At 40.8% G+C, this 26,734-nt stretch carries 22 protein-coding genes; 7 read left to right on the top strand and 15 right to left on the bottom strand.

The window, feature by feature from the left end; translation table 11 throughout:
• Positions 1–79 precede the first annotated feature (79 nt).
• Entirely contained in the window at positions 80–1,588 is a 1,509-nt protein-coding gene (locus tag AC5JL8_RS18345) for a S8 family peptidase (protein ID WP_495881123.1), read from the top strand.
• 297 nt (positions 1,589–1,885) lie between these two features.
• Here AC5JL8_RS18345 and AC5JL8_RS18340 read toward each other — a convergent pair whose 3' ends face one another.
• The 4 genes from AC5JL8_RS18340 to xth form a co-directional block, all read right to left on the bottom strand.
• Positions 1,886–3,382 carry a beta-barrel domain-containing protein gene (locus tag AC5JL8_RS18340; RefSeq protein WP_495881122.1) on the bottom strand — a complete coding sequence of 499 codons (1,497 nt, stop codon included), beginning with the start codon at positions 3,380–3,382 and terminating at the stop codon, positions 1,886–1,888.
• 172 nt (positions 3,383–3,554) lie between these two features.
• Entirely contained in the window at positions 3,555–4,430 is an 876-nt protein-coding gene (locus AC5JL8_RS18335) for an SDR family oxidoreductase (RefSeq protein WP_495881121.1), read from the bottom strand.
• Positions 4,431–5,030: 600 nt separating this feature from the next.
• On the bottom strand, positions 5,031–5,258 hold the full coding sequence (locus AC5JL8_RS18330; protein WP_495881120.1) for a hypothetical protein: 228 nt from the start codon (positions 5,256–5,258) through the stop codon (positions 5,031–5,033).
• Positions 5,259–5,605: 347 nt separating this feature from the next.
• Positions 5,606–6,391 (bottom strand): exodeoxyribonuclease III, encoded by a 786-nt coding sequence (gene xth, locus AC5JL8_RS18325; protein ID WP_495881119.1) that lies wholly within the window; start codon positions 6,389–6,391, stop codon positions 5,606–5,608.
• 552 nt (positions 6,392–6,943) lie between these two features.
• Here xth and AC5JL8_RS18320 point away from each other — a divergent pair.
• The 3 genes from AC5JL8_RS18320 (at position 6,944) to AC5JL8_RS18310 (ending at position 9,236) form a co-directional block, all read left to right on the top strand.
• The gene (locus AC5JL8_RS18320) at positions 6,944–7,129 is read left to right on the top strand and encodes a hypothetical protein (RefSeq protein WP_495881118.1); all 186 of its coding nucleotides are present in this window, start codon (positions 6,944–6,946) and stop codon (positions 7,127–7,129) included.
• A gap of 183 nt (positions 7,130–7,312) precedes the next feature.
• Entirely contained in the window at positions 7,313–8,341 is a 1,029-nt protein-coding gene (locus AC5JL8_RS18315) for a zinc-dependent alcohol dehydrogenase (RefSeq protein WP_495881117.1), read from the top strand.
• 283 nt (positions 8,342–8,624) lie between these two features.
• On the top strand, positions 8,625–9,236 hold the full coding sequence (locus AC5JL8_RS18310) for a hypothetical protein (protein WP_495881116.1): 612 nt from the start codon (positions 8,625–8,627) through the stop codon (positions 9,234–9,236).
• 206 nt (positions 9,237–9,442) lie between these two features.
• On the opposite strand, the gene AC5JL8_RS18305 is transcribed toward AC5JL8_RS18310, so the two are convergent.
• The 3 genes from AC5JL8_RS18305 to menD form a co-directional block, all read right to left on the bottom strand.
• A complete protein-coding gene (locus tag AC5JL8_RS18305) occupies positions 9,443–9,811 on the bottom strand; it encodes a Dethiobiotin synthetase (protein WP_495881115.1) in 369 nt (122 codons plus the stop codon).
• Between the two features lie 136 nt (positions 9,812–9,947).
• Positions 9,948–10,559 carry a 2OG-Fe(II) oxygenase gene (locus AC5JL8_RS18300; protein ID WP_495881114.1) on the bottom strand — a complete coding sequence of 204 codons (612 nt, stop codon included), beginning with the start codon at positions 10,557–10,559 and terminating at the stop codon, positions 9,948–9,950.
• A 181-nt stretch (positions 10,560–10,740) separates the two neighbouring features.
• Positions 10,741–12,555: a 2-succinyl-5-enolpyruvyl-6-hydroxy-3-cyclohexene-1-carboxylic-acid synthase gene (menD, locus tag AC5JL8_RS18295; RefSeq protein ID WP_495881113.1), complete on the bottom strand. Its 1,815-nt coding sequence runs from the start codon at positions 12,553–12,555 to the stop codon at positions 10,741–10,743.
• Positions 12,556–12,774: 219 nt separating this feature from the next.
• On the opposite strand from menD, the gene folB reads away from it, so the two are divergent.
• The gene (gene folB / locus AC5JL8_RS18290; protein ID WP_495881112.1) at positions 12,775–13,143 is read left to right on the top strand and encodes a dihydroneopterin aldolase; all 369 of its coding nucleotides are present in this window, start codon (positions 12,775–12,777) and stop codon (positions 13,141–13,143) included.
• A gap of 1,059 nt (positions 13,144–14,202) precedes the next feature.
• Complete coding sequence (locus tag AC5JL8_RS18285) at positions 14,203–15,483, top strand: ATP-binding response regulator (RefSeq protein WP_495881111.1); 1,281 nt, start codon at positions 14,203–14,205, stop codon at positions 15,481–15,483.
• Positions 15,484–15,523: 40 nt separating this feature from the next.
• Here the strand turns inward: AC5JL8_RS18285 and AC5JL8_RS18280 are convergent, their stop codons facing one another.
• The 4 genes from AC5JL8_RS18280 to AC5JL8_RS18265 all read right to left on the bottom strand — a co-directional run bounded on the left by AC5JL8_RS18280 (position 15,524) and on the right by AC5JL8_RS18265 (position 19,942).
• Positions 15,524–16,705: a patatin-like phospholipase family protein gene (locus AC5JL8_RS18280; RefSeq protein WP_495881110.1), complete on the bottom strand. Its 1,182-nt coding sequence runs from the start codon at positions 16,703–16,705 to the stop codon at positions 15,524–15,526.
• Positions 16,706–16,972: 267 nt separating this feature from the next.
• Complete coding sequence (locus AC5JL8_RS18275) at positions 16,973–18,028, bottom strand: patatin-like phospholipase family protein (RefSeq protein ID WP_495881109.1); 1,056 nt, start codon at positions 18,026–18,028, stop codon at positions 16,973–16,975.
• Positions 18,029–18,248: 220 nt separating this feature from the next.
• Positions 18,249–19,565 (bottom strand): dihydrolipoamide acetyltransferase family protein, encoded by a 1,317-nt coding sequence (locus tag AC5JL8_RS18270; protein WP_495881108.1) that lies wholly within the window; start codon positions 19,563–19,565, stop codon positions 18,249–18,251.
• Positions 19,566–19,729: 164 nt separating this feature from the next.
• Positions 19,730–19,942 carry a hypothetical protein gene (locus tag AC5JL8_RS18265; RefSeq protein ID WP_495881107.1) on the bottom strand — a complete coding sequence of 71 codons (213 nt, stop codon included), beginning with the start codon at positions 19,940–19,942 and terminating at the stop codon, positions 19,730–19,732.
• A 137-nt stretch (positions 19,943–20,079) separates the two neighbouring features.
• Between AC5JL8_RS18265 and AC5JL8_RS18260 the strand changes: the two genes are divergently transcribed.
• Positions 20,080–20,634 carry a hypothetical protein gene (locus tag AC5JL8_RS18260; protein WP_495881106.1) on the top strand — a complete coding sequence of 185 codons (555 nt, stop codon included), beginning with the start codon at positions 20,080–20,082 and terminating at the stop codon, positions 20,632–20,634.
• A 124-nt stretch (positions 20,635–20,758) separates the two neighbouring features.
• On the opposite strand, the gene AC5JL8_RS18255 is transcribed toward AC5JL8_RS18260, so the two are convergent.
• The 4 genes from AC5JL8_RS18255 to recQ form a co-directional block, all read right to left on the bottom strand.
• Positions 20,759–21,208, bottom strand: a complete 450-nt coding sequence (locus tag AC5JL8_RS18255; protein WP_495881105.1) for a YlqD family protein — start codon at positions 21,206–21,208, stop codon at positions 20,759–20,761.
• 37 nt (positions 21,209–21,245) lie between these two features.
• Positions 21,246–23,222: an AMP-dependent synthetase/ligase gene (locus AC5JL8_RS18250; protein ID WP_495881104.1), complete on the bottom strand. Its 1,977-nt coding sequence runs from the start codon at positions 23,220–23,222 to the stop codon at positions 21,246–21,248.
• Positions 23,223–23,439: 217 nt separating this feature from the next.
• Entirely contained in the window at positions 23,440–23,607 is a 168-nt protein-coding gene (locus AC5JL8_RS18245; protein ID WP_495881103.1) for a hypothetical protein, read from the bottom strand.
• A gap of 963 nt (positions 23,608–24,570) precedes the next feature.
• Positions 24,571–26,733, bottom strand: a complete 2,163-nt coding sequence (gene recQ, locus AC5JL8_RS18240) for a DNA helicase RecQ (RefSeq protein WP_495881102.1) — start codon at positions 26,731–26,733, stop codon at positions 24,571–24,573.
• Position 26,734: the final 1 nt, after the last annotated feature.

Genomic DNA, 26,734 nt, shown 5'->3' with positions numbered 1-26,734 from the left:
GCCTTTTAGATCTAGAGGTTTTAACAGTTTAGGCTGTCAACAAAAGATTGATATCTTTGAGGAGAAATTACCTAAAGTCATGGATTATACTAATAGAAAATCGATTGCTGATAACGGGCTAAATGTTGCTCATACTTCCTCATTAGATAACTTTTCTACCAAGGATGATTACAGCTTCAATCTTAGCGGTCGTAGTAGCTTTAAAGCTACCCTAAATGAACCCAAGGTAGATGATGGTCATGTGCAACAATTCAATACTAGTGGCTCAAAAATTCTCGGTGATGCTACTAATTCTAGTGTTAGCGCACTTGAATATAAATCCACCTCTGGCTATGGCTTAGTGAATGCAGCAGCAGGAGTTGCTAAAGCTATTGGTCAGAATACTTTTGCTGATGTTGCTGATTTGGGTGGAAATAATTGGGCAGCTGACCTTGTTAAAGCTCCAGAAGCCTGGGCAAAAGGATATACAGGTCAGGATGTTGTTGTCGCTGTTTTAGATACTGGGGTGGACTATAACCATACAGATTTGAGGAACAATATCTGGACTAATACCAAAGAGATTGTTGGTAATGGTGTAGATGATGATGGTAATGGTTACATTGATGATGCCCGCGGTTGGAATTTTATTGATACAACCAACGAAGTTTTAGATAAAAATGGTCATGGTACTCATGTTTCTGGCACTATTGCTGGGGAAAATAATGGCTTAGGTGTTACTGGCATTGCTTATGGTGCCAAAATTATGCCCCTCAAAGTTCTTAGTGATTCTGGTGCAGGTTCCATTACTTCTATTACTAATGGCATTTACTATGCCGTGAATCAAGGAGCTAATGTAATTAATCTCAGTCTAGGTAGCGATTTTCCTAACAGTTCTTTAGCATCAGCTATTGAATATGCCAGTAAGAAAGGTGTAGTTGTCGTGATGGCAGCCGGTAATAATGGTTTGCCAATATTATCCTATCCAGCTAGCTATGCAGATAAGTGGGGAATCGCTGTTGGCGCAGTGGATCGAAATAATAACATGGCTGACTTCTCTAACCAACCAGGAATCAGTCAACTCGCCTACGTAACAGCGCCAGGAGTTGATATTGAATCAACACTACCAGGTGATCAGTATGGTAATTATAGCGGCACATCTATGGCAGCTCCCCACGTTGCTGGGGTAGTAGCTCTAATGCTTAGTGCTAACCGTAATCTGACTGATTCCCAAGTGCGTCAGATAATTACACAGACAGCAGGAAATAGTACACCAAGTGCAAATAGTAGCTTCCGTGTAGACTCGCTAGTAGGTCAAATCGTTGCAGATATGGCAGAAAATAGTGCAAAAGTTACCACCTCTAGCTTCAGCACTAGCCCTATAACCGAGAGTAATAGTATAAATTTGAGCTTAGACGCTATCTCGAAACCGGAAACTAGTGGCCAATTTGGGAATTTAAATATTTCCTCACAATTCCGTTACTACGAAAGCAATCTAGACAATAATACTTACAACAGCCTTAGCAATGACCAGTTTGCTGATTTGGGAAAGATGCTGACTCAATTCCAGAAGCAAATGGATGACCTTCGCAGATGGTTTGTTAACATCTAATCTCATACTATGTTGCGATCAGACAAATTTGGATTTCCTCACCTCTGCTCCCCTGCTCCTCTGCTGCCCTAATTTACTATCTTTGAATGCAACTCGGTATCATGTCCGGTTGCATGGACATAATTAAAAAGTTTGTAGTAATTGCTTTAGTCTTTATATTGAGGACTAAATTTTTTACTACAAAAGTTTTTTATTTTGGTTCATTATTAATAGAATAAGCTTTAATACTTGCTGCTTTGAAAGTTGCGATAAATAAGCGATCGCCTTTCATGTAAAAAAGCGATCGCTCCCCTAAACTTACCTTACAGAAAACGCTTCGCTAAACCGCCGGGTCACCGGTTCCATAATGAAGGTCAAAATTGACTTTTTACGAGTAACAATTTCGCCGTTTGCTGTCATACCAGGAGTAAATGCAACTTCTTGACCCCGGACATTTACGGTATGTTTATTTAGTTTAATTCTGGTGGGAAAAACTAAGCCTAATTCTTTATCAGCAATTGCATTTGGGCTAACTTGCACAACTGTACCATCTATGATCCCAAATTCTTGAAAAGGGAAAGTCGCCATTTTTACTTTTGCTCTCATTCCCTCACGAATAAAACCAATATCGCGGTTGAGAACTTTTACTTCTAAAAGCATCTGTTCCCCCTCCGGCAAAATTGACAGTAGTTCTTCACCCGCTTGTACTGGCCCCTTAGTGGCTTTGATTTTGTAGATTGTGCCTGCAACGGGAGCTTTAATAGTTTCTCCTTCTTCTTGCTTTCTAGCCTGCTCTAACTGACCAGAAACGTTAGCTAATTCTTCTTTGCGCTTGTTCATTTGAGTCAAAATTTCACTTTGACGTTCTGATGCTAAACGCTGTGCTTGATTACGAGCGGCTTGATATGCTTGTTCAGCTTGGCGAATTTCTTGGGTTTGGGCGGCAATATCTTTTTCTAGGGATGTTACTCTATCTTGAACCTCTGTGATTCTATTACGGGCGTTAGTCGCCTCATCTTTAGCCCTAGTAATTTCTGTATTGGCACGATTTAATCTTTCTTGCGCTTCCAGGTAATCGACTCTAGGGATAGCACCAGGAGTAATTAAGGTACGTAGGCTTTGTTCCCTTTTTTTAGCGATCGCCAAATTTTCTTGCACTTTCAGGCTAATACTTTCTGCGTTGGCAAGGTTAGTTTTGGCATTGCCAAGGCTAGTTTTAGCGCTAGCTAAGTTTTCTTGCAACCGAGTTTGACGCACTTTCGCTTGAGCTATAAGTGCCTGTTGGCGGTTGGCTTCTGCTTCTGCAACTGCTTGACGTGCTTGGTAGTCCGCAAGACGCGAGTTTAAAAGTTCATCTTGTAGTTTAGTACCAGTAGTTTTAACTCCGGTGCGTTCGGCATCTAAACGTTGCAAGTCTTCTTGAATCAACTTAGTAGTTTTGGCAAGACGATTAACATCAGTTTGTTGCAAGTCGGGATCTCGTTGAATCAATACTTGATCTTTAGTGACGCGATCGCCTTCTTTGACCTTGATTGTAAGAATTTTTCCACCACCAAGGGATGTTACTGGTCGTACTTGTGAAGAAGCAATTAATTCTCCTGGTGCTGTTGCTACTTCATCTATTTCTGAAAAATGCGCCCAGGCGATCGCTCCAAATACTATTAAGCTGATCGTTCCCGCTAACAATCTGGTATAAAGCGGTGGCAATTCCTGTACCGCCTTACCCAATTCATAGGACAATTGTTCGTCTGGTTTAGCGAATCGCTGTTTTGTCTGACGCGCTTGAATAGCATCCGCAACGAGAGAAAATTTCATAGAATTTTAGTTTATTGGGCATTGGGCATCGGGGATTGGGCATTGGGTGAAGAGGACAAGGAGCATGGGGGATGGGGGGACAAGGAGAGTTATTCATAGTTCTTTGCCCTTGTCCCCTTGTCTCCCCCTCCCCTTGTCCCCAGTCCCCAGTCCCCAGTCCCTAATCTCTACATCAAACTGCTAAATAGCGCCGCACAAAAGTTTCTAATGTTTCCAATTGAAAGTTAAAAATCCTCTCTAAATTGGCTACTTCATCTTTTGTGCAGAAAAATTCATTGGCGAGCAAAGTACGAAAGGTTCCCAACGCTTGTTGTGTTTGGGGATTAATTAAACCCAATGCACCCCGAAAACCATCGACGGCAAACAGTGGCGGGTTAATCACTAAAGGCTCTTTGTTGAAGATGCGACCAAAAATTTTGGGAATTTCTCCACGCGATAAAATCTTTGGCCCCCCTACTGGTAAAGTCTGGTTGCGAGCGCCTTCAGTTGTCAAGGAATCCACCACTATTCTTGCCAAATCATCTGTACTCACAATTGAAGTACGGTTTTTGGGATCGCCGATGAGCAGATACAACCCTGTTTCACGAAACCGTTCTGCCAATGGTAGCAAGTTCGATGCTAATCCAGCTGGGCGTAAAATAGTGTAATTCAAGCCACTAGCTTCTAGATATCGCTCAACGGCCCGTTTGGCTTTGAATACAGGAGCATCTTCATACCCCCGGTCAGCACCTAGTACAGAAATGAATACAAAATGTTGTACTCCATTAGCTTTTGCTTGGTCAATGAGTTCAACATTGGCGCGGTAGTCGAGGGATAAAGCATCGCCATCAGAACCGTGAGCGCTAATAATATATTGAACGCCCCGACAAGCTTTTTGGATATCTTCTTGCTGTCGTAAATCACCGATGAAGATTTCCGATCCTCTGTGTTCTAATTCGCCGTAATGTGAGTTAAGGCGGACAAATGCCCGCACTAGTTTCTCCTGTTGGCGTAAAAGTCGCACAACTCTGCGACCAATTCCTCCCGTTGCTCCAGTGACTAAAATCATATAATGACCTAATATGAATACTTTCAGTCTTTAGCGTTCTCGAAGAGCTAGGTATATGCTCAAAACTCGTTGATTAATGCTTGAACCTGAAATCAGCTATTTCACTATGAGCATACTTGTATACTTAATAACCATATTCAACATATCCTTAGGCTAACTATCCGAATAAGCCACGCTTTATCTATCTTAATAGTTGAAAAGCTATAGAAATTCCATTTGAGTTTTGAAATACACGTAGTTGGGCAATCCTAGCCCTACTTAATAGATGCAGGGAATATGGTTTCTTTTGTGTGGCTTTGCCTGTGGGCGGTATTTTTTGCAAAATCCCCGATATCTTGCAGCGCACTCTTCTAATGTTCTCCCCAGGATGGCATCACATTTAATTTTTTCTAGCGATCGCCTTCCCTTAATTTCTCAATAAACCTCATCATGAGCTGAAAAGATACAGATTTGCTCATCGACAGTGTTGCTATCTTTTAAGAATTCGATACTTTTTCATCTTATACCATGTCTCTATAACAATGGGCTTAATTACCCTGCCTTCACGGGCTTTGTTTGTGAGCAAAACCCTTCTAGGATGAGGGCGAATAGCGCTCAACATCAAAGAGAATTACTTGTAACTTCATCACAAAAACATAATAAACTCGATTTAATAAGCAAAAAGGCATTTTGCTTTATCATTTTGTCTAAATGCTTTCTCATTTTGGTGTTTTCCGCAAGCAAAAAGGCATATTGCTTTATCAAAATGCCTAAATACTTTCTCATTTTGGTAGATCGCGCACTCATTTTGGTGTTTTCCGCAAGCAAAATGCCTAAATGCTTATTCATTTGGCTTAAATGCTTTCTCAATTCTCCTGTTTGCTAACTCACTCATAAAAACTATTCTTGGCTAACAAAAGCCATCGGAGATTTGCCGAAATTATGTAAGACGATGTTTTAAAAGTTCTCTTGTTGGTAGCAAAACGTTTTAGATCCCCCTAAATCCCCCTTAAAAAGAGGAGGCAGTGCGTTGCGGGGGTTCCCCCCGTTGTAGCAACTGCCGTGGACTTTAAGAAGTTTTCCTCCCTTTTTAAGGGGGGTAGGGGGGATCAATAAGTGTTTAAAATCACAGCCAACTACTTTTCAAACAACCTCTAAGGCTGATTAGTACACGGGTAAGGAACATTGTTGTGCCTTTACTCCAATTCCACAACTACTGGTGTATGGTCGCTGGGTTGGGGCAATTTTCTGGGGGCGACATCAATGATGCAGCTTTTAGCGCGCTCGTACAAAACTGGTGTTAGATAATGGTGGTCAATTCGCCAACCTAAGTTACGCCGAAAGGCTGCGGCGCGATAATCCCACCAACTGTAATTTCCGCCTTCTTGGGTGAATTTACGAAAGGCATCGGCAAATCCCAGTGCTAGTATATCTCTTAGGGCTTGGCGCTCTGCTTCAGAGGCCATAATGTGATTGTTAAGACTAACTTGCTCGTGAATATCTTTAGCTTCTAAAGCAATGTTGAAGTCTCCACATACACAGATTGCAGGTTGTAATTGTAGGAGCGATCGCAAATACTCTTTTAGCACTGTCAACCAACGGAGTTTGTAAACGTATTTCTCGGTTCCTACGGCTGCACCATTGGGGACATAAAGATTAACAATCCGAATACTATCAATAACACCCGTAATCACCCGCTTTTGCTCATCCCATTCTGGTGGGATAGTGGGGACAATCGAGGTAAAACCAGTACTGACATCTAATAGCGGTTGACGGCTAATTAAGGCTACGCCGTTGTAGGCCTTTTGTCCTGATAAATAAAGGTGATATCCTAATTCTTCAAAGGGCGATCGCGGAAAGTCGCTATCCATAACTTTCGTTTCTTGCAAGCACAGCACATCAACTGGATTCTGATTTAACCAATCAATAACTTGCTCTAGGCGAGTGCGAATCGAATTAACGTTCCAAGTTGCGATTTTCATTAGTCAATATTTAGTTAAATTAATTAATACTTAATCAACTTAATCAAGAAGATTTTATTTTTATTTAATATTTATTGAATATCTAGACGTTTAGGGCTTTTCATGAAATCGGTTTTAGAATTAATTGATCCCACATCAAAATTTAGTATTCTCAGCTACAAAATTTGTTGATTAGTAGGTTAAGTTACAAAATAGACGAATTACTTATGATCCCCAAGATAGATGAAAGGAGCCAGTAGTAAATTATAACCTTAAGCATTGTAGCTGCCCGGTGGCAATTACTAATGCGATGCTCTGAAATTTGTTTGCGGTATTTTGAGAGTACGGTTAACCGATATTGGACTTTTGGGTGTTAGTGGGTGTTAGTAAGTTTAGCGTTACCCAAATGGTTAATGGTCACGAAACGATCTACAAACAAATTATTAAAGATCGCATAGACTTGAATGGGCACATTCATGCGGCAGAAATCAGAATTTTAATTAACGAGTTTTTCGTCCCTTTTTTCTTTTTTGCCCGTTTTAAATAACTACTTTTTTAAAGGAGGACATCGGTATGAGTATGCGAACCAACACCTGTCCATGTTGCGGCGGTTCCCTCCTGCGTCATGTTCGACATAGCGAAGTTTATTGGTTTTGTCTATCTTGTCGGCAAGAAGTTCCGCTAATAACTCTCAATCGTCTGCCTAATATGGAAACCCGGAACACGGGAGTGCTTCCCCAACCAACAGTCAATTCTTAATGCAGCACGGTAGAAATCAACTACCGTTTAAAAACACTTCAAAATAAATATAGAAGGTTTTTGTAGAATTCCTCTGGGCGGCTTGCCGTAGGGGATTTTGTTTTCTGGAAAGGTTGACTGCTGACGTTTTCATTACTTCACCTGATAAAATCAGGTGGAGTAATTAATTCTAGGTCAAAAGCTGTGTTAGCAGCCTTACTTTACGGTCAAGAAGATTTACGTTTAGAAAAAGTCTCTGACCCAACTCCAGGTACTGGGGAAGTAGTGATCCAAGTGGGGGCTGCTACAACTTGTGGTACAGATTTGAAAGTTTGGCGTCGTGGCGGTCACGCCAGAATGCTAACACCGCCGACATTGTTTGGACACGAAGCAGCAGGGCAAATTGTGGCAGTGGGCGCAGGTGTTACAGACTGGCAAGTAGGCGATCGCGTCGTAGCGAATAATTCTGCTCCGTGCATGAACTGTTTTTTTTGTCAACGGCAAGAGTATTCATTGTGCCCCAATTTGACATGGAACAATGGCACATTTGCAGAATACTTAAAAATTCCCGCGCCGATAGTACAACATAACTTGTTGCGAATTCCCGATGAGTTGCCTTTTGCATTGGCAGCGATGACTGAACCTTTAGCTTGTGTGTTGCATGGGGTAGGGCGTTCTAATATCAAAGCCCAAGACCGGGTAGTTGTTTTGGGTGATGGGGCGATTGGATTAATGTTTGTAGCGGCTTTGGCTGTTGATGCTAAAGCTGAGGTGTGGCTGTGGGGAGGTAATGACCACAGGCTAGAAATTGGCAAAAAATTAGGTGCAGCTAAAACTTTTAATTATCATCAAAACCCCGATATTCCTGGTGTCGTGAAAGAACTGACACAAGGATGGGGTGCAGATGTGGTGATTGAAGCAACCGGGATACCTAGTGTTTGGGAAAGTGCGATCGCTTGTGCCCGTCCCGGTGCAACTGTCAATTTATTTGGTGGCTGTCCACGAGATACAACTATTACCGTTAATACAGAACAGTTACACTACAGCGAAGTAACTCTCAAGGGTGTGTTTCACAACACTCCGCAGTATGTGCGAGCCGCCCTATCATTTATAGCTAGCCGTAAACTTCCTTTAGAGTTACTGATCAGCGAACATCGCCCCCTAAAAGATTTAGAACAAGTATTTTATGACATGAAGGCACGAAAGGTAATTAAGGTAGCGCTGACAGCTTAAAAATTACAGCTATTTTCAGGTAAATAAACCACATCTTTTTTTATTTCACGCAGAGGCGCAGAGGAGCCAGTGCGTTGCGCGGGTTCCCCGCGTTGTAGCAACTGGCGTCGCGCACAGAGAAATACAAGAGCATGGCCTAAATACATAAAAACTGCTGTACAACACTCGCTATAGCCCCGCCGTAATGAAATGAAATAATCTTCATGAAAAACGGGAAAACTATGGATACATCCCTATTGTTATCAGCTAACGGGGAAATTTCCATATAAGTCCTGAATAGAAAATGCTAAAAAAACCTTTGCTTAGTTTTTTGATTCTGCCTTTTTCTCTATTGCCCTGGTTTTCGATGGGTATGGTTTTTGATTCTACAGCGAATGCTTTACCTGGGCAAAAAACAGAAGAAGTAGAGACTTGGATCAAAGCACATTCTACACTACGCCCCAATAATGGAGAGAAATTGTTTGTGCAAAAAAGTGATACTGCTGCCCAGCGATTCACTTTTCTAGCATCAGTATTGCCTCCTGGTAAGGTGGCATTTGCTAAAGACCGCAGCAAAATCCGTAGTGAGCGCATTACTATGTATGATGCTGTTAACGGGATGACATTTCAGCGCTTCCAGGAAGCCTTACGCGTAATTTATGGCTTAGATATCTATCAAGACTTTAATAATGCACAGCTGCTTTATAAGTATCCTAACCAGAGTGCAATCAACTCAGCCCGTTTTGCTAAAACTCCGATTAGAGAAGCTTTACAAGGAGAATTGCGTGTAGGCGATCGCTATGCTTACTGGGTAGAAGTCGCCCAACCCAAGACTGGTAAAGCTTTCACTGGTCAAATGACGATTTTGCTCAAAAGTGATTTAGACAAGTTAGAAGCAGAACTGCGAAATCGTTAAGTTTCAAACCAGCTGAAGTGGTGAGACAGCGCCGACTCACTGCACATGAAAAAGGAACAAGGGGACTGGGGACTGGGCATAGGGCATTGGGCAGTGGGCATTGAGCATTGGAGAAAATTATACTCAGCACTCAGCACCCCCCACTTCCTACTCAGCACTCAGCACTCCCAACTCAGCACTTTGAAGAACTCGACACTCCAGCTTTCCTAAAGACTTCCTAATCCTCCAGATGGTGGAGTTTGCCATGCACCGGAAAAGATACTTTCAGATGCTAAAGAAATTCGTAGTAAATCTTCCTTCAGCAGCGGTGGCCATTCAATGCCAGCTTTGCGCCCCGCTGCATATAGTTGTTGAGCCTTGATGCTTAACTGAAAAAGGGCAAATGCTAGTTCTCTATCTAGAGTTTGGGCTTCTTTTAAGGCTTCAAACGCCACTTTCAACGCCAACAAAATCGAGGTGATCTGACCAGGAACAGGTGGTTTTCCCTGCTTCATACGTATTAACAGGGCATCTGGATTGTTCTCGGTTGTTAATGTCTGGTCTATAAGGATTTTGCGAGCTGTGTCGTAGTTCATTTATCAAGCTTACCCTAGATTATGTCTCAGTAGTAATACTTAGTTTAGGATTACTGCTTTGATTTTTTGATAATCAGTAGTTATCAATTCTACTATCGTTTATTTATTACCAATTGGCAGCACTAAATACGTATTTTTATTTGCGTTTTTTTGTTGTAGATTGAGCAACTCTTGACTCCACTGTAAATGGTGGAATTTCTTGGAGTTCAGCTTCACTCAAAGTATACTGTTCGCATACTAAGCTCAATCGATTCCCTGGTGTTTTCACGGCGTTGACGGAATGAGTTAAATCACCCTGGAAGTAAAGTAAGGTGTTCATTTGCGGCTTAATTTGCCCAAGTTGGCGTTTGTGCGACTTGAGTACCAGTTCTCCCCCCTCCATGTCTTGAGGTACTCGGACATAAAGAACACTCACAACCGCAGGCGGTTCAACGGTTTTGCAGTACGAACGCAGAGAGCGATCAATGTGCGGATCGACACGGGAGCCTTCTTCGAGCAATAAAGGATTGAGGTAAAAAGCGTTACAGTTAGGCTGGAGAGCCAAATCCATATAAGATTTGAAGTAGGGGAATTGCTGTTCTACCTTTGCTATGTGCGATCGCTGGAATACTACAGAAAATCCTTTAGTACCGACAAAATCGCGGTTGAGGTTGTTGATCGCAAAGTAAGAGCAAGCATGGATTTCCCCCCATAAGTTATTTAGATAATCGCTGGGGAAAGCGTTGGCTTGTAGTTGATAATGTTTCACAATGAGTGTGGAAAGCGATATATCAATAGTAATTAACTGCGAAAACGATATTCCGTTCGCGTCGGATGCTATATATTATCTGTTGATTTAAGAGTGTTAAATGCTCTTTAAGCCAAATACCACAGCGCTTTACCTAATCGCTATATTTCATTTTGCTATCCAGCAACACCTAACGGGAGAGTTAAATTACAATATTTACGGTAAAGTTTCGCAAATTCTCCTGTCGCCATTTGGCATCATGTTTACGATGTGTCCGCAACTCTAAAACCCTAATTCCCTTGTCTGGAAGTGGGTTTAATCTTTGTTGCAACTGCTGCCAAGAAGTAATTAATTCATGCTCTACACTATAAGTGGCGCACAGTTGGGCGAAATCAATATTTTGGGGAGTGCCAAAAAACTCTTCAAATGGTGGGTCAAATTTGGCAATGGGTAACATTTCAAAAATACCACCGCCATTGTTGTTGATTAACAAAATTGTCAGATGTCCAACAAACTTATTTCTGATTAAAAAACCATTTGTGTCATGCAACAGAGCTAAATCTCCTGTTAACATCACGCTACTTTGATGGCGGTGGGCAATTCCTAAAGCTGTGGATAATGTACCGTCAATGCCATTTGCACCCCGGTTAAAATGCGATCGCACTCCTAAATTATTCGGTTTCCAAAAAAATTCCACATCCCGCACAGGCATACTGTTAGCGATAAATAGTGGTGTTCCCGGCGGTAAAGTTTGGGAAAGCAACCAGGCGGCTTTACCTTCAAATAACTCTTCCATTGTCGCCAGAGTTTGGTCAACAGCTTTCCTGACTTTAGCTTCAGCAGTACACCACAGTTGGAGATAATCAGAAGCTGATGAATTGGTAATAAGTTCTGTCCCCTGCACCGTTGCAAGCTGTTCCACCGAAACACGCAAATGAATCGTCCTCCCATGCAGTGGGTCGAAGTTTTGATCACTAGGGTCAATTACCCAACGTCGTGGTTGTGTGTTATTTATCCAAGTACGCAGTTCTTTACTTGTAGGCATTTCTCCTACTTGAATCACCATTTCGGGTGCTAGCTGTTTTGCTAGTTGCGGATTTCGCAAAATCTGGTCGTAGGTAGAAATTAAATGAGGGTTGAGGTCGCCATAATTTCTAACTGGGGAGAGTCCCTCTGCTAACACTGGCCATTTGAGGGTCTGGGAAAGTTGCGCGATCGCCTGACAATAATTTTGCGGTTGCTGTGGTTGGGCAACACCTGCGATGATAATTCCGCGATCGCATTGCTGCCATTCTAGGGGAATGGGGATTGGTGAGACAGCGCGGTCTTGGGGGTTTCCCCCATGAGCGACTGCGAACCCGAAGGGGGAATAGAGATTGGGGAATAGTATGGAGTTTGTGACTCCTGCAAAAAAGTCTTCTGGGTGAAACTGTGAGTCCAAATAGCTGAAATCAGTTCCATCAGAAATCGGTGCTAAGGGGTCACGGAAGGGAATATTTAGATGTACTGGCCCTGCTGTAGGAGTTTGCGATTTCTCCCAAGCGTGAATTATTGTTTGCCGCAGATAAGTTAGCATTCCCATATCTGGGGAGGGTAAAGCTAACTCTGTTTGCCAGTTTGGGTAAGTACCATATAATTTCAACTGATCTATAGTTTGCCCAGAGTGGCAATCTCGCAATTCTGGCGGTCTATCAGCAGTTAACACCAACAGGGGTACGCGACTTTCTCTAGCTTCGATGACCGCTGGGTAAAAGTTCGCCCCTGCTGTACCAGAGGTACAAACAAGTACTACAGGACGACCGCTAGCCTTTGCTTGTCCCAAAGCAAAAAAAGCGGCAGAGCGTTCATCAAGAATAGAAATCGCTTCAATATCTGGTTGTTGTTGGACAAAGGCGATTGCTAGGGGTGTAGAGCGTGAACCGGGACAAATCACAGCACAAGTCAGTCCCAGGCGCTTTAGTGTCTCGGTTAAAATATAACCCCAAAGTTGATTAACATTGCTACAGGCGATCGGCATTCCAGCAAACAGAGCTATAAGTTAGCAGCGCTGGTTTCCAACGCCGAATAGCATTTTTACATATTTTTAGAGTTCTGAGTCATAAGTGCTGAGTAACAGGCAATAAGCAATAGGCAATAAGCTTCTCCTTGTCCTCAATTCCCAATGCCCAATGCTCCATGCCCAATAACTCAGCACTAACGTTAAAATCCAAAATGCAAAATTCGCTGGCCCAGTGTTATGGACTGCATTCATTTAACGGGAATTCGCTGCTATGGTTACACGGGGTATCTACCTGAAGAACAGGTGCTAGGGCAATGGTTTGAGGTGGATGTAATGTTATGGCTGGATCTTTCTACTGCTGCAAGAACTGATGCGATCGCAGACACTATAGATTATCGCAGTGTCATTAGCTTGGTAAAAAATCTGGTAAAGACATCGAAGTTTGCTTTGGTGGAACGATTAGCTGGCGCGATCGCAGACTCTATTCTCCAACAGTGCGATCGTGCTACAAAAATCCAAGTCATTCTCAGCAAACCCGCCGCACCCATTCCAGATTTTGGCGGCAAAATTAGCATTGAATTGTCAAGAACTAAGCCCAACATCTAAAGCACTAACCTGATTTTTCAACCAAAAAATATATATAAGCAATAGGAGCTAGGGGGAGTAAGTATTTAAGAATCATTCTCCCTATCTTTTTATCTCTCCTATAGCAAAGTTATCTCACTATCCCTTCCAAAGTTTGTAAAAAAAAGTAATTATTTGTTATAACAAAATTTCAAAATTTAATATTTATTAGAAACATTTAATTAATTTTATTCCCAATATAAATTCCTAATTAAGTATATGTTTATACTTTTTTATGTAAATTTCCGGGCTAATATAAATACAATTTATATTAGTAATATAAAACTACTTATAGGGTTGACCAGTCGTCTGAGGTACAAATCTATCTGTGTTTATCTGTGGTTAATTACTTTTACCTGTAGCTAACTCAAGTGAGAACCGCTATATAAAATAAATGTATTAACAATACGCTAAGTATATCTGTCTAAATGAATATAAGATAGTTTGTCATTACAAGCGTAAATAAGTAGAGTAAAGAATCGCCAACCTTTACAATTGCTTTACTTCGCTGGCGCATTTAATATTTAATTGCACCCGCTTACTTAAAATTAAAATTCAATTCGCGGAACGCTTGTAAAAACTTGAATTTTTCTGGTATGGTCTCTAAAATACTATCGTTGTTGTAACTTTATTAATAAGTAATAGCAATTCAAAATTACGAAAGCCTGATTTTATCTGGGTTTCCAGGCTTGTATTTGTCAGATTCTTTTTTCAAGTTGGTATAAATGATTTTTTAGTTTATACAAGACTTACCGATACTTATGTTTTTCATAATAAAGTTAAGTTGCTTTTTAGAAAAAATCTTTAGTTGCTTGCAATTGTATGGCAATGTACATCTAAAGACCAAACATTGTCTAAATAACCGTATATTAACTGTATCAGTGTATAAAAAACATGGTGATTAATAACTTAGTTAGTATTTTAGTCAAGCAATTACACTAGTATATTAAATTAAAGATTGATTATTATAGGATTATTGATTTTCAGAATGAGTTGAGACTGAAAACAAAATCTGAACCTTAGCAAACAGGTTAGTCTAATATGTTCGCCCCAAAAATCCTAGTTGTTGAGGATGAAAAAGTCCTAGCTTTAGATATAAAAAATAGTTTACAAAAGTTAGGATATTCTGTTGCCGAAATTACTGCATCTGGTGAAGATGCAATAAAAAAACTAGCAGAAACGAATCCCCATTTAGTATTAATTGATATTTGCTTGGCAGGGGAAATTAATGGTGAACAGGTCGTAGATATTATTCAGAACCATTTCCACATACCTGTTTTATACTTAACGGAGTATTCAGAAGATATAAAAATACATAAAAAGCAACTAAGTGAGCCTTTTAGTTATATTGCTAAACCATGTGCCGAAAAAGACTTACATTTTGCCGTAGAAATGGCTCTTTACAAGCACCGAATGAGCCAGAAATGGCAAGAAGAAAAACAAAGGCTAACAGCAATTATTAACAGTATGGGCTGTGCAGTAGTTGTGACACATGCCAATGGCCGTATCCAGATGATGAATCCATTAGCAGAAGCACTGACAGGTTGGCAACAAGATGAAGCTTATGGTAAAGATTTAGCAGAAGTTGTAAGCTTAATTGGCAAAGATATGGATGAAGCAATTGAAAATTTAGCTACACAAGCAATGCAAGCAGGTGAGGTTGTGAATTTACCCGATAACTGTACCCTGCTGGCCAAAGATGGTAAAAGAATTCCCATTGGAGATAGTGTTGCACCGATTCGAGATGTTGATGGTAATATCAGTGGTGCCGTTTTAGTTCTGCAAGATATTACTGAACGTAAACAGACAGAAGCAGAGTTGCTGCGTAATGCCTGTCATGATTCACTAACAGCATTGCCCAATCGAGTTTTGTTTTTAGATCGCTTAAAACAAACAATTGAACGTAGCAGACGTAGAAACGATTATAATTTTGCAGTTTTATTTTTAGATTTAGATGGCTTTAAAGCAATTAACGATCGCTTTGGGCATGGAATCGGGGATGATTTTTTAGTAGCGATCGCTAGACGCTTAGAGTCATGTTTACGCAGTGGTGATACTGTAGCTAGATTTGGCGGCGATGAGTTTGCTGTACTGTTAGAAGACATCAAAGACGTTACGGATGCTACAAATGTCGCCAAACGTATTCAAGAGACACTAGGATTACCACTTAACGTCAATGGAAATCAGATATTTCCTTCAGCCAGCATTGGAATCGCTTTGAGTGGCCGTGGTTATGAAGAGCCACAAAACTTGTTGCGGGATGCTGATATTGCCATGTACCGCGCTAAACGTCAAGGAAAAGCTCGTTACGGTGTCTTTTAATTAAGCTACTTAGTAGCAGGCATATCGGTTTAACTAATAGCTATTGATTAATCCGTAAAAATTTCTGCAAATCCGCTTGCACTGCCGGCTGTTGAATATAAGTCTCTGCTGCTTCTATCAAATTACTAATATTCTCTTGGCTGACATTATCAAGATCATCACTCAAAGGTTTGCCAGTCAAGCTTCTATCGAGTCTAAATTGCAACCGTAAAACACGATTATGAATTATCTCCTTAGTGATATACTCATAAATGCTTGATGAGCCATCAAGTAATATACCAATGAACGGCTGTGCCCATTCTATTAGTCCCCATCCTTGAGCTTTTTTAAATGGTATGATCCGCGTCTGTTGGCCAGTTCCAATTGATAATACAGTAATCTCATCAACTGGATAGCCTAATCTTAGAGCTTCGGCAACAGCACAGCTAGAGGGGTTGTTAGCAGCAACACCGCCATCAATTGCAGAGTATATAGATTTAATGAAGTATGTAGAACCTTGTTCAGGTATTGTTTCCCAAGGTGTATCTAATAGAGCTATTCGATTGAACCCTACATACTTTTTGATGGTGCGGGTTTGACCCGTGCCTATACCCCTAGTGATCATAATTTTTAGATCTTGATATATATTATCAAGTGAGGATGCATCCTCATCTAAAGTGATACTATTTGTAGTTGCTGTTTGAGTTATGCCATCGATTATTTTATCGAGTTTATGTGCTGGAAAATAAGTTGGGGCCGAAGCAGAACAAACACACACCTCCCATAAAGGAACATTGCCATAGTTTTTATCTTGCCGCCAGCTTTTAAATATAATTGGTTCGCGGCTAATGGTATCATACGAGGGAACTAATAATCTTGGCCCAGTAATATCAAATAGTCCGGTATCACCAAAAGCTTCTTTGAGTACTTGGATTAAACCAGTATCAGAAAACTTGGGAGCAGACAAACCATACCTCAGAAGTAAAGGTAAGCGTTTTAGCGAAAAACGACTTCTATAAGGAAATATAATTGAGCTTTTTTGCTTATATAAATCCAAAATTTCTTGACTACTACGTCCTATGGCAATAGCACTGGCTAATATTGACCCAGTAGAAGTTCCTGCAATTAAGTCAAAGTACTCGTTCAAAGGTTGATCAATTTGCTGCTCAATAGCCGCTAGAATGCTTGCCGCGACAACCCCCCGGATACCCCCACCATCCAAGCTTAAAATCCGAAAAACCATATTCCTCCGAATTTTCTGCGTTTATTTGTTAGGCAGTATACATTAAGATTAGTCTGCGATGAATATGATTCAAAGATAAAAATATTCAGAAAATTTATTTGAATTCAATTCAATATAATTCCAAATGAAAAAATTAATTTATATTTATCTGCATTAAGCATGGAATAAAAGCTAATTGTTATTTTCCTAACTCTTATGTTACATTAAAAGATACAATTAATATCTTTTATAAAATATCACTGAGCTTATGACTGCTTTTTTCTACTCTTATTTATCCTGTTGTGTAAGCTGCTCGCACAATTGATTTAATTCCGAATTACTCTGTTGAATAATGTTTTGTGCTAGTTTTTCTAGTCTCTCAATATTTTTAGGGTTGGTGTCATCCATATCATCGTTAGCTTCATTCAGTTGTCCCTGAAAGCGATAATATTGTTTGGGAATACTCTCAGCTTTTGGCAACAATTGTTCTAGCTGACAAGCTACTGATTCACTATTAGCGTCAAAAGTAATATTTACTAATGGCTCAACCCATTGAATGAGTCCCCAATTTTCTGCTTTCTCGTAATGGTATTTACGAGTGAGAGAACCTGTACCCAAGGAAACTACCAATATATCGTCTAAGGTTAGCGGTTGTTTATTAGGTATTTGTGGATCTGGTTTTTTAGAAGAGATGATAGCTTCCATAATAGCCAGGGAGGTGGGGTTGTTAGCAAAGACACTACCATCAATTAACGCATAATAACCCGCATTAGTTGGATCGATTGTTTCAATTTTATAAGGCTGAAAATAAGTCGGAGCCGCAGATGTTGCCATTGCTGCTTGTTTTAGGGTGTAGCCTTCGCATAGCTTACGGAAGTTATCGCCTAATTTTTGATTTTTCACATTATTAGTAAAAAATATAGGCGTGCGTAGCTCAATATCATAGCTGGTGATGAAAAGTTCAGTTAGCGCATCCTGTAACAGAGTGTCTCCCAAAAATTCTGTTAAAACTTCGTTTCTACCCTTTGAAGAATATTTTGCCCTTACAATGTCGTCAATTTTTAGTAAGCGCATTGCAGATGGCTCAAAAAAGATGCGTTCTCCATTTTTTCGATATAAATCGATGATATCTTTAGCTTGAAACTGAGGTTGATTAATATTTTGGGAATCTGGTTTAGTGAGTGCGGCTGCTAAAATACCTCCTGTGGAAGTACCAGCAATTAAGTCAAATAGTTGGCAAGTTGGCTTTTTTGTACGCTTTTCAATTTCGTCGAGAATTATTGCCGGAATAATTCCTCTAATACCGCCGCCATCGATTGATAAAACTTTATATTTGTAAGGCATATACTTCTTGGCAGAATTCTCTGGAATACTATTATGTTCTACTATCTAAACTATTAACTAATACAAGTTCTTGTAGGATGCTTTGATAGGATATTATAGTTTAATTTAATATTGCTCACACAGTGTTTCTACTTAAATATAGCTTCACAAAACACAAAGACTTGGAGTTTAGCCGACTCCAAGTCCCAAACTTAACTTTCTTTTATTAAGTACTTTTAATTTACAGTGTCAAAGATTGAGGATTAGTCTCAATCAGTTTTGCCAAATCTTGCAAGAATGCAGCAGCATTAGCACCGTAAATAATGCGATGATCTGAGGTAATAGTCACTTGCATTTGTTGACGTACACCAAACAATCCGTCAGTTGTTGCTACGACTTGTGGGCGGGATGCACCGATCGCCAGAATTGAACCTTGTCCAGGTGGTAAAATCGCGTCAAATGTATCTACGCCAAACATCCCCAAATTTGACAGGGTAAAAGTGCCACTGTTGTATTCTTCAGGTTGCAGTTGTTTTGTCCTCGCGCGGTCTACTAAAGACTTCCAAGTGCGTGATAGAGAATAAATATCTACCATGTCTGCATTCTGCAATACAGGTGTAATCAAGCCGCCATCATCCATCGCCACAGCTACGGCAATGTTAATGCCAGAAGGATATACGATTCCTTGGTCTGAGTAGCTGGCATTTATTAATGGGTGTTTTTGCAATGTCACCGCCACGGCTTTTGCCAGTAGCGCTGTCATTGTCACTCCTTTGGACTTAATCTGCTTATAAAGCTTATCTAACCCATCAGTGGTAATTGTGTAACTTACACGGAAAACTGGTACAACTAGGCTAGCTACCATATTCCGTACAACTGCATTTTGGAAAGTAGTTAAAGCTACTACCTGTCCAGGAGCAGCACTGCTAGCCACAGGGATGGGTGCGGGTGCGGGTGCAGGTGTGCGAGATGGTGACGGTGCAGATGGGGTGAATGTGGGCGCAGATGGTGGCGGTGCAGTTGGTGTGGTAGCGGGTTGCTTACCTTGATTGGCAGCCGCTTCTACATCTTCGGCGACAATGCGACCATAGGGGCCACTGCCTTTGAGGGTATTTAAATCAACTTTTAGCTCTTTGGCTAACTTGCGGGCGCGGGGTGAAACGACGAGGCGTCCTTCTCGATGGTTATTTCCATTTTGAGACGCTAAGGCTGGTGTTTCGGCTGAGACGGTGGCAGCAATTGGTTCGGGAGAGGTGGTAGCAGGGGTAGCAGCGCTACCTGAATTAGCAGCAGACTTGGCGGTTTCGATTTCGGCTTCTGTTTCTGCGATGAAGGCGATCGCGGCTCCCACATTCGCACTGTCACCAGCTTGCACTAAGATGTGGGCAAGATATCCTTCATAAAAGGATTCCACATCCATATCTGCCTTGTCTGACTCGACAACCACCACTGTTTCGCCTTTTTCTACTTTATCGCCTGGCGATTTCACCCAAGAAACAATTTTGCCTTCGGTCATGGTGGAACTCAGCGCCGGCATAAATACTTCGTAAATGCTCATAGGGTGGTTTCAGAATCAATGAATTTATGGACTTTAACAGCTTTCACCAGATCGAATTGTATCTTGGCAGGAGAATTTTAGAGCCGATATTTTTGATTGGGACTGGGCATTGGATAAAGAAGACAAGGAGCATGGGGGATGGGGGGACAAGGAGCAAGAGTTAATCATGGTTCTTTCCCCTTGTCCCCTTGTCCCCTTGTCTCTCCTGCTTTTTTCCAGCCCCCAGGCCCTTTTACTAATTGATGGCGCGATCGCCCCAGGAACCTAATCACGAGGTAAATGTCTACATATATAGCAATCTTTAATGGTTCGTCAATATTAAATAGCGGGCGTTGAGTACTGTTAGTCAACAGCCACAACCAATTTTGACCAGTCAAGGAGATTGTTATATAAATTTATCTTGCTTATTACCGCTCACAAAGATACGGACGGTACTCACAATCAAAGGATAAAAGCTTAGTGGTTTAAATCCAATTTAAAATTCACAATTAATAATTCACTTGTTAGCAATTTTATGTCAGTGAAGTGGAAATTATTTTTGATTTTGATACTAAGTATCTTTACTACTGCTGGTGCTGGAGTTTATATGGCTCAACATCAAACATCTGCACCAATTGTTGAAAATACAAATGGGCAATCACAGCAGATAGCAGCAACTCAGATGTCTCAAAATATAGAGACTTATCCAGAGCGTTCCTATTATAAAACCATACCTCTTGAAGATATTAACTCTACTCTCCAAGGTAGCGATCCTGCTACCCTTGCCCTAAATGCCTTTGATGAGCAAGCATCAGTGGAAGGAACACGCAAAGTCGAGGTAGTTTATCCACAACGCAATCAAGCTTTGGTAACGATTACACAAATCAAGCGAACTGATGATTTAGTTGGTGCAGTTAAATATCGAGTTGAAATGACAACCTTTGGGCGATCGCTTTTAGTTAGTTCACCTCCAGTCTGGCAAATCGTTTGGGCTGGTTCCCAAGTGCAATGTTGGACTGGGAACCGCCCTGAAAAAAAATCAACTCAAAGATGCCAACCCCTGATGGGGGAATTCAAAACTCAAAATTAAGAATCCCCATAAATCTAGGGGCTTGAAACAATAATGCTAAGAATGGTCAGTAGATACCTGAGTTATTAGCCACAGCCCAACGGATGACTGATAACTGTAAACCATTCACCTTAGTTAGATGTAGTTAGACATCGCCACGAATTTCTTCTACAACACCATCGCGCAGAACGATTTCAACTTGAGTTTTGCTGATCAGGTTATCACCTATTTCAATCTTAAAAAAACCTTCCATTTGGAATTGGTTTACTTCTTGATCCAACTCTAGAAACTGTACTTGCTGAAGGTTTTGCAGAAATTGATTTTTCTGTTCTAGTAGTTCGCTTTTCTTTTGATTGACTTGAAGTTGAATATTGTCGATTTGTTGGAGAGTCTGAGGTCCTGGTGGTTGTAGACTCTGCTTTTGAATTGCAGCAATCGCTCTTTGTCCTTCAACGTCCAGCTGTTGCAATTGCTGATCGGTTTGATTAATCTGCGCTTGCAACTGCTGTTGTATTTCCTCTTTCCACAGAGGAGTAACAATGACTCTGACATTAACAATGCGTTTCAAAAGCATTTGAGGTTTGGAGACATCCATAAATTCACGTTCACTCTATCGTTTGCAGGTGGAATTATTAAACAAACATGCCGTCAATAATATCGCGGTAGCGTTCGGCAACGACATGACGCCGGATTTTTAGCGTTTGTGTCATTAGACCATTTTCAATAGAAAACGGCTCTAAAATGAGTTTGAATGGGCCAATACGGTCATCCAGTCGATAGCCTGGACGATTTTGCACTTCCCGATTCAACTCTTTGCGAAATAAATCCTGGATCATTTTACTCTCCAGGTCAATTTTTGGACTGGGTGAAGCGGAAACAATCTCATTTGGTCTACTCAAGTCGACGTTCTGAGTCTCAGCCCATTTTTCTAAGGCTTCGATATTGGGGACAATTAATGCACCGATACTACGCTGATCTTGTCCGACAAGCATGATTTGATCGATGTAGGGCGATCGCAAACATGCGTCTTCTATCGGCTGCGGCTCGATATTTTCCCCATTGGTTAATACAATCGTATCCTTAGCTCTGCCAGTGAGCACCAAGTCATTTTGAGGTGTTAACCAACCTAAATCGCCACTATCAAACCAGCCTTCAGCATCAATGGCTTTCGCCGTCGCTTCTGGATTTTGGTAATAGCCTTGCATAACTTGTGGCCCCCTCAATAATACCAAGCCTCGCTCTCCCACTGGCAAAGGTTGGCGAGTCTCTGGATTTACAATTTTAACTTCTGTGGCAGGTAGTGTTGGGCCAGATGAACCTCGGACATTGTGCCAAGGACGCCGCACGTTAGTAACAGGAGAGGTTTCTGTTAAACCGTAACCTTGCAAAATCTCTACACCAATAATTTCAAAAAACATATCTATGTGCTTGGGAAGCGCACCGCCACCGCTAATTACATACTTAATTTGTCCTCCGGTGGCTTCTCGGACTTTGGCATAAACAAGTTTTTCTCCTAAGATGTGCAGGGGTAACAAGGCGGATGCTTGTATCCTAGCTGCTAATCGCTCAGTAGCGGAAGCATCAAGATTATCTAAACTCAGCCCTTCGGCAATTCGCCGTGCTTTAATATATCTCTCACTAGTGTCTAGTAAAAACTTAATCAGGCGTAGTTTGTTTGCTGGTTGTTCACGAAATTGCTTTTGCGCTCCTTCATAAATTGATTCCCACAAGCGGGGTACAGCTACCATGTAATGGGGTTTAATTTCTTTTAAATCCCGTTTGACAGAGCGCAAGTTAGTGTAAACTTGCCCGCAACCTTGAGAAAGCAAGAAATACTCTACTGTCCTTTCATAGCTATGCCAACTTGGGAGGATACTAAGGGCAACATCACCCACTTTTGGCTGCACTACTGTCCCCATAGTGAGCAATTGGTGCATTAAATTTCCATGAGTGAGCATTACACCCTTGGGTTTACCCGTAGTACCAGAAGTATAAATCAGCGTTGCTAGAGTTTCGTAATTTTGTTTAACTGGTACAAGAGTATTGTTTGCGCCAACTTCTATCAATTGTGAAAAGTTCAGCACCTTTAGAGGTGTGTCTTGTGGTGGTGCTTCATCTGAAAGTAAAATTATCAATTCAACTGGTAGATCGTTGAGACGATCTTGTAGTTTATTGAAAGTTTTTAAATCCTCAACTACCAGCGCTGTACTGCCACTATTCGCCACAATAAACAGCAATTCTTCTCTTTCTGCTTGGGAGCTACGCACCGCGTCAACTGCTCCAGCAGTCATAATACCTTGATCTGCAATAAACCATCGGGGACTATTATCGGAAATCAAGGAGATGCGATCGCCAGCTTTAATCCCTAAAGCCTGTAACCCAGCCGCAAATTTTTGAATTTGCTCTAATAGCTGCGTATAAGTAATGACTACTTCTGGTTGAGCATGAGGGTTATATAAAGCAACAGTATTACCGAATTGCTTTGCTGCTAATGGCCAAATTTCTGGCAATGCATCAATTTGTGTATAATCTGCCAAACGCTTTAATGCCAAGCGTTCTCGCTCACTAATGTTAGATAAATAAGTAGAACGAAGTTGAGTTTTTGACATAACACATTACCTGAATAGTAAATGAGGTGTTTTTTCAACTGATAATAAATGTCTTCAATATACACAATGCCTTTTGCGTATAACATTTTCAGAAAACTAAAATTTATTATTTACAAAAATTTATGATAAGATTAATTTCTATAAGCTAAAAGTAATGAATTGTATTGTAATTAATGCAATGGCATAAACTGTGCTTGTAGCTAACAATAGTGACCACCTATTTTTCCAGGCGGTGATTACCTATGGCTTTACATGACGCTGCATTACTGACTTTTATCAACACTGCTGCTTGCCTAGCTTTCCCTAAGCTTCTATCTATTGTTCTGACTGCTAAAGGCAAAGTTACTAAATCATCGTCGAATAATTCAACTGCAAAAACAGCCACAGTAAAAATAACCAGCTTTCCTTATTGCACAGTTTATAGTTTGACAGGTAGTGAATTTTGTAAATTCAGCCCTGATTTTTGTGGTAAATGTTCTCCGAGTTGACGGCTATTTGGGCATACCAATACCAATTTGAGTTTCTTAAATTGGTATTTTGGATATTGAAGGAATTTAGAGCAATCTAGGTCTACGTACTTCCTTTAATAACAGTAAATTGTGGAAATTAGATCGCTAATACATAGAAAGTAAGCATAATCCACTAGTGTTAATAAAAATTTATAATTGCCTGTTGCTGGTTAAAGCTTCAACCTACGTGTTTTCCTATTTTGAGCAGCTAAATTAAATATATTGATATAGCTTATATTAACTAGAAGAAATCCAAACTTTAAAAAGTAGTGGAAAATACGCATTTTGCTTGAAAATAAGAAATAGAACTAAAAATTATCCATTTAAGGAGGCGATAATCTATGAGACTCATAGATGGTATATTATTAACCCTGCTAAATACTGTTGCCTGCCTTGCGTTTCCTAAGTTGTTATCTATGATTTGGGCAGCAAAAACCAAAAACACTGAACCCTCCCCGCTTCCCGTTCAAGCGCAAGAGTCTAGTTCCGAAATCCCCAGTTATCCCTAATAGACTTTAGTAGAATCTGGTTGTGTGTAGGAGAGTTGCGGCTAGCGCAAGACAGCAGAAAGAAATAAAGCTTCAAAATTCATCCTTTGCGTTATTTCTAACTGCATTTTTATTGCCAGCTTGCACTCATACTCAAGCATCATCTTAATTTAAATGCAATACAGTCTGCTTTGGGAAGGCGATCGCTTTTGAGGGAGAGTCACAACAGCAAAAAATGCAACTATAATCTTTACCTTCCTCCCTCGACTGAAATATAAAATTTTTGTACAGCAAGTTTTTTAATTTAGAAGTTTAAAAAGAATATTTCCCCTTTTGCCCTCTCTGTGCTTTCTACTTACGATTCTCGCGCCGCCACTTTCCCCTAACTAAGCGAATTTCATCATAGGTGTAACTCTCTCCCAACTGTTCGCGGATTGGGGTAAGAGATATATCACCCAAAACTTCCAAAACTTGCCAGATTTTTTTCTGACGTTCTAAAGGAACCAACTGATTTAAATCTACGGGCTGATTTTTTTCAATTAAATCTGTAAGGTGACGAATAATTGTAGTAGGGCGAATATTACGTTTTTGGGCAATTTCAGGAATACTTAAACCTTGTTTATGTAACTGAAATGTTAATAGCTCAGTGTCAGAAGGTAAGCCAAGACCAATAACAGGTTTAGAATTATCTTGTGGATCTATCAGACCTTGTTCTTGACGATAGGCGCGAATTTCGGCAAGAAACTTTTCGCCATACTGCGAGAGTTTGTGACTACCGACGCCAGAAAGTTTACCAAATTCAGTGAGAGATTTAGGTTGAACCTGGGCCATTAATTTTAGGGTAGAATCCTGAAAGACAACGTAAGGTGGTACAGACTGTTCATCTGCTAATTGTTTGCGGAGCGATCGCAACCTCTGCAATAGTATTTCTACCTCAGCAGCTTTTTCACTTCCCTCTTCCCAACTAATCTTTTGTACCGCAGGAACAGCCAAAGAAACGGTACGCTGTCGCCGCATCACTTCCCAACTTAAGGCGTTAAGTTTCAACACAGAATATCCATCGCTGGTTTGTTCTAGCAATCCTTGATGTAAAAGCGATCGCCCCAGCATTCGCCATTCATCTACGGTTTTATCTTTACCAATGCCGTAGGTAGAAAGCTTGTCGTGTTCGTTTTGAGTAATTTTCTGATTTTTTGCCCCCCGCAACACATCAATAATATGCAGCATCCCAAATCTTTCTTTACAACGCGCCACACAAGATAAAAACTTCATGGCTTCTATTGTCCAATCTTGCATCGGTTTGGGATAACGGCAATTGTCACAGTTACCGCAATTACCCGGAAAACGTTCTCCAAAATAACCAAGCTGAATCGTGCGCCGACAGTCTGTACCTTCAGCATAATCTATCATCTGCCGCAGTTGTTGTTTAGCAATTAACTGTTCTTGCGGATCAGTTTTTTGGTTAATACTCCATTCAATGGTTTTAATATCACTGAAATTGAAAAAAAGTGTACAACGCGATGGTTCTCCATCTCTACCCGCCCTGCCTGATTCTTGATAATAACTCTCGATGTTACGTGGTAAATCAAAGTGAACCACTAAGCGCACATCTGGCTTATTAATTCCCATACCAAAGGCAATAGTTGCTACGATGACACGCACATCATCACGAATAAATCGAGTTTGATTTTTGCTGCGTTCTTCATCACTTAATCCAGCATGATAAGGCAAAACAGCAATTTTATCGTTTTGCAATTTAAAAGTTAGTTCATCAACTTTTTTACGAGTCAAGCAATAAATAATTGCTGAACCTTCCGTTTCTCGGATTAGTTCCAACAATTCAGCGTAAGCATACTTCGACTTAGAACGGATTTCATAATAAAGGTTTTGGCGGTTAAAGCTGGCAATGTGGATACTTGGTTGCTTTAACCCTAGTTGTTGAATGATATCACTACGGACGCGATCGGTTGCTGTAGCGGTGAGGGCAACAGTAGGTACTTGAGGATAGCGTTTGCGTACTGACTTTAGTTGACGGTATTCTGGGCGAAAGTCGTGTCCCCACTCAGAAACACAGTGCGCTTCGTCAATGGCAAAAGTAGAAATGCCGACTTGGTGATTGACTAAATCGAGAAACGGCAGAAATCTCTCACTTAAAAGACGTTCTGGGGCGACGTAAAGTAATTTGACTCTACCGTTGAGGATCGCTTCTTCCCGCGATCGCACTTTGTAAGAGTTGAGACTGCTATTAAGAAATGTGGCGCTAATATTATTATTTCGCAGTGCTTCCACTTGGTCTTGCATCAAAGCGATCAGTGGCGACACCACCACAGTTAAACCTTTTTTCAACAGTGCAGGTAACTGAAAACACAAAGATTTACCGCCACCTGTAGGCATCACAACCATTAAATCTCGATTTTGCAGCGCATCTTCAATAATTTGCCGTTGTCCAGGGCGGAATCGGTCGTAACCGAAGTGATATTTTAGCGCTTGTTCGAGATTGGGATACTGAAGCATG

The sequence above is a fragment of the Mojavia sp. genome (assembly GCF_059505145.1).
Note: the sequence above shows the minus strand (reverse complement) of the source record. Positions and strands in the feature narration are given on the sequence as shown.

What these genes read in the sequence shown, in the direction of transcription:
- AC5JL8_RS18345 (WP_495881123.1), top strand. Translation starts at nt 80, where the DNA reads ATGGATTATACTAATAGAAAATCGATTGCTGATAACGGGCTAAATGTT.
- recQ (WP_495881102.1), bottom strand. Translation starts at nt 26,733, where the DNA reads ATGCTTCAGTATCCCAATCTCGAACAAGCGCTAAAATATCACTTCGGT.
- AC5JL8_RS18280 (WP_495881110.1), bottom strand. Translation starts at nt 16,705, where the DNA reads ATGGTTTTTCGGATTTTAAGCTTGGATGGTGGGGGTATCCGGGGGGTT.
- AC5JL8_RS18285 (WP_495881111.1), top strand. Translation starts at nt 14,203, where the DNA reads ATGTTCGCCCCAAAAATCCTAGTTGTTGAGGATGAAAAAGTCCTAGCT.
- AC5JL8_RS18305 (WP_495881115.1), bottom strand. Translation starts at nt 9,811, where the DNA reads ATGAACTACGACACAGCTCGCAAAATCCTTATAGACCAGACATTAACA.
- AC5JL8_RS18250 (WP_495881104.1), bottom strand. Translation starts at nt 23,222, where the DNA reads ATGTCAAAAACTCAACTTCGTTCTACTTATTTATCTAACATTAGTGAG.
- xth (WP_495881119.1), bottom strand. Translation starts at nt 6,391, where the DNA reads ATGAAAATCGCAACTTGGAACGTTAATTCGATTCGCACTCGCCTAGAG.
- AC5JL8_RS18330 (WP_495881120.1), bottom strand. Translation starts at nt 5,258, where the DNA reads ATGAATAAGCATTTAGGCATTTTGCTTGCGGAAAACACCAAAATGAGT.
- AC5JL8_RS18320 (WP_495881118.1), top strand. Translation starts at nt 6,944, where the DNA reads ATGAGTATGCGAACCAACACCTGTCCATGTTGCGGCGGTTCCCTCCTG.
- menD (WP_495881113.1), bottom strand. Translation starts at nt 12,555, where the DNA reads ATGCCGATCGCCTGTAGCAATGTTAATCAACTTTGGGGTTATATTTTA.
- folB (WP_495881112.1), top strand. Translation starts at nt 12,775, where the DNA reads ATGGACTGCATTCATTTAACGGGAATTCGCTGCTATGGTTACACGGGG.
- AC5JL8_RS18310 (WP_495881116.1), top strand. Translation starts at nt 8,625, where the DNA reads ATGCTAAAAAAACCTTTGCTTAGTTTTTTGATTCTGCCTTTTTCTCTA.
- AC5JL8_RS18340 (WP_495881122.1), bottom strand. Translation starts at nt 3,382, where the DNA reads ATGAAATTTTCTCTCGTTGCGGATGCTATTCAAGCGCGTCAGACAAAA.
- AC5JL8_RS18335 (WP_495881121.1), bottom strand. Translation starts at nt 4,430, where the DNA reads ATGATTTTAGTCACTGGAGCAACGGGAGGAATTGGTCGCAGAGTTGTG.
- AC5JL8_RS18275 (WP_495881109.1), bottom strand. Translation starts at nt 18,028, where the DNA reads ATGCCTTACAAATATAAAGTTTTATCAATCGATGGCGGCGGTATTAGA.
- AC5JL8_RS18270 (WP_495881108.1), bottom strand. Translation starts at nt 19,565, where the DNA reads ATGAGCATTTACGAAGTATTTATGCCGGCGCTGAGTTCCACCATGACC.
- AC5JL8_RS18255 (WP_495881105.1), bottom strand. Translation starts at nt 21,208, where the DNA reads ATGGATGTCTCCAAACCTCAAATGCTTTTGAAACGCATTGTTAATGTC.
- AC5JL8_RS18260 (WP_495881106.1), top strand. Translation starts at nt 20,080, where the DNA reads ATGTCAGTGAAGTGGAAATTATTTTTGATTTTGATACTAAGTATCTTT.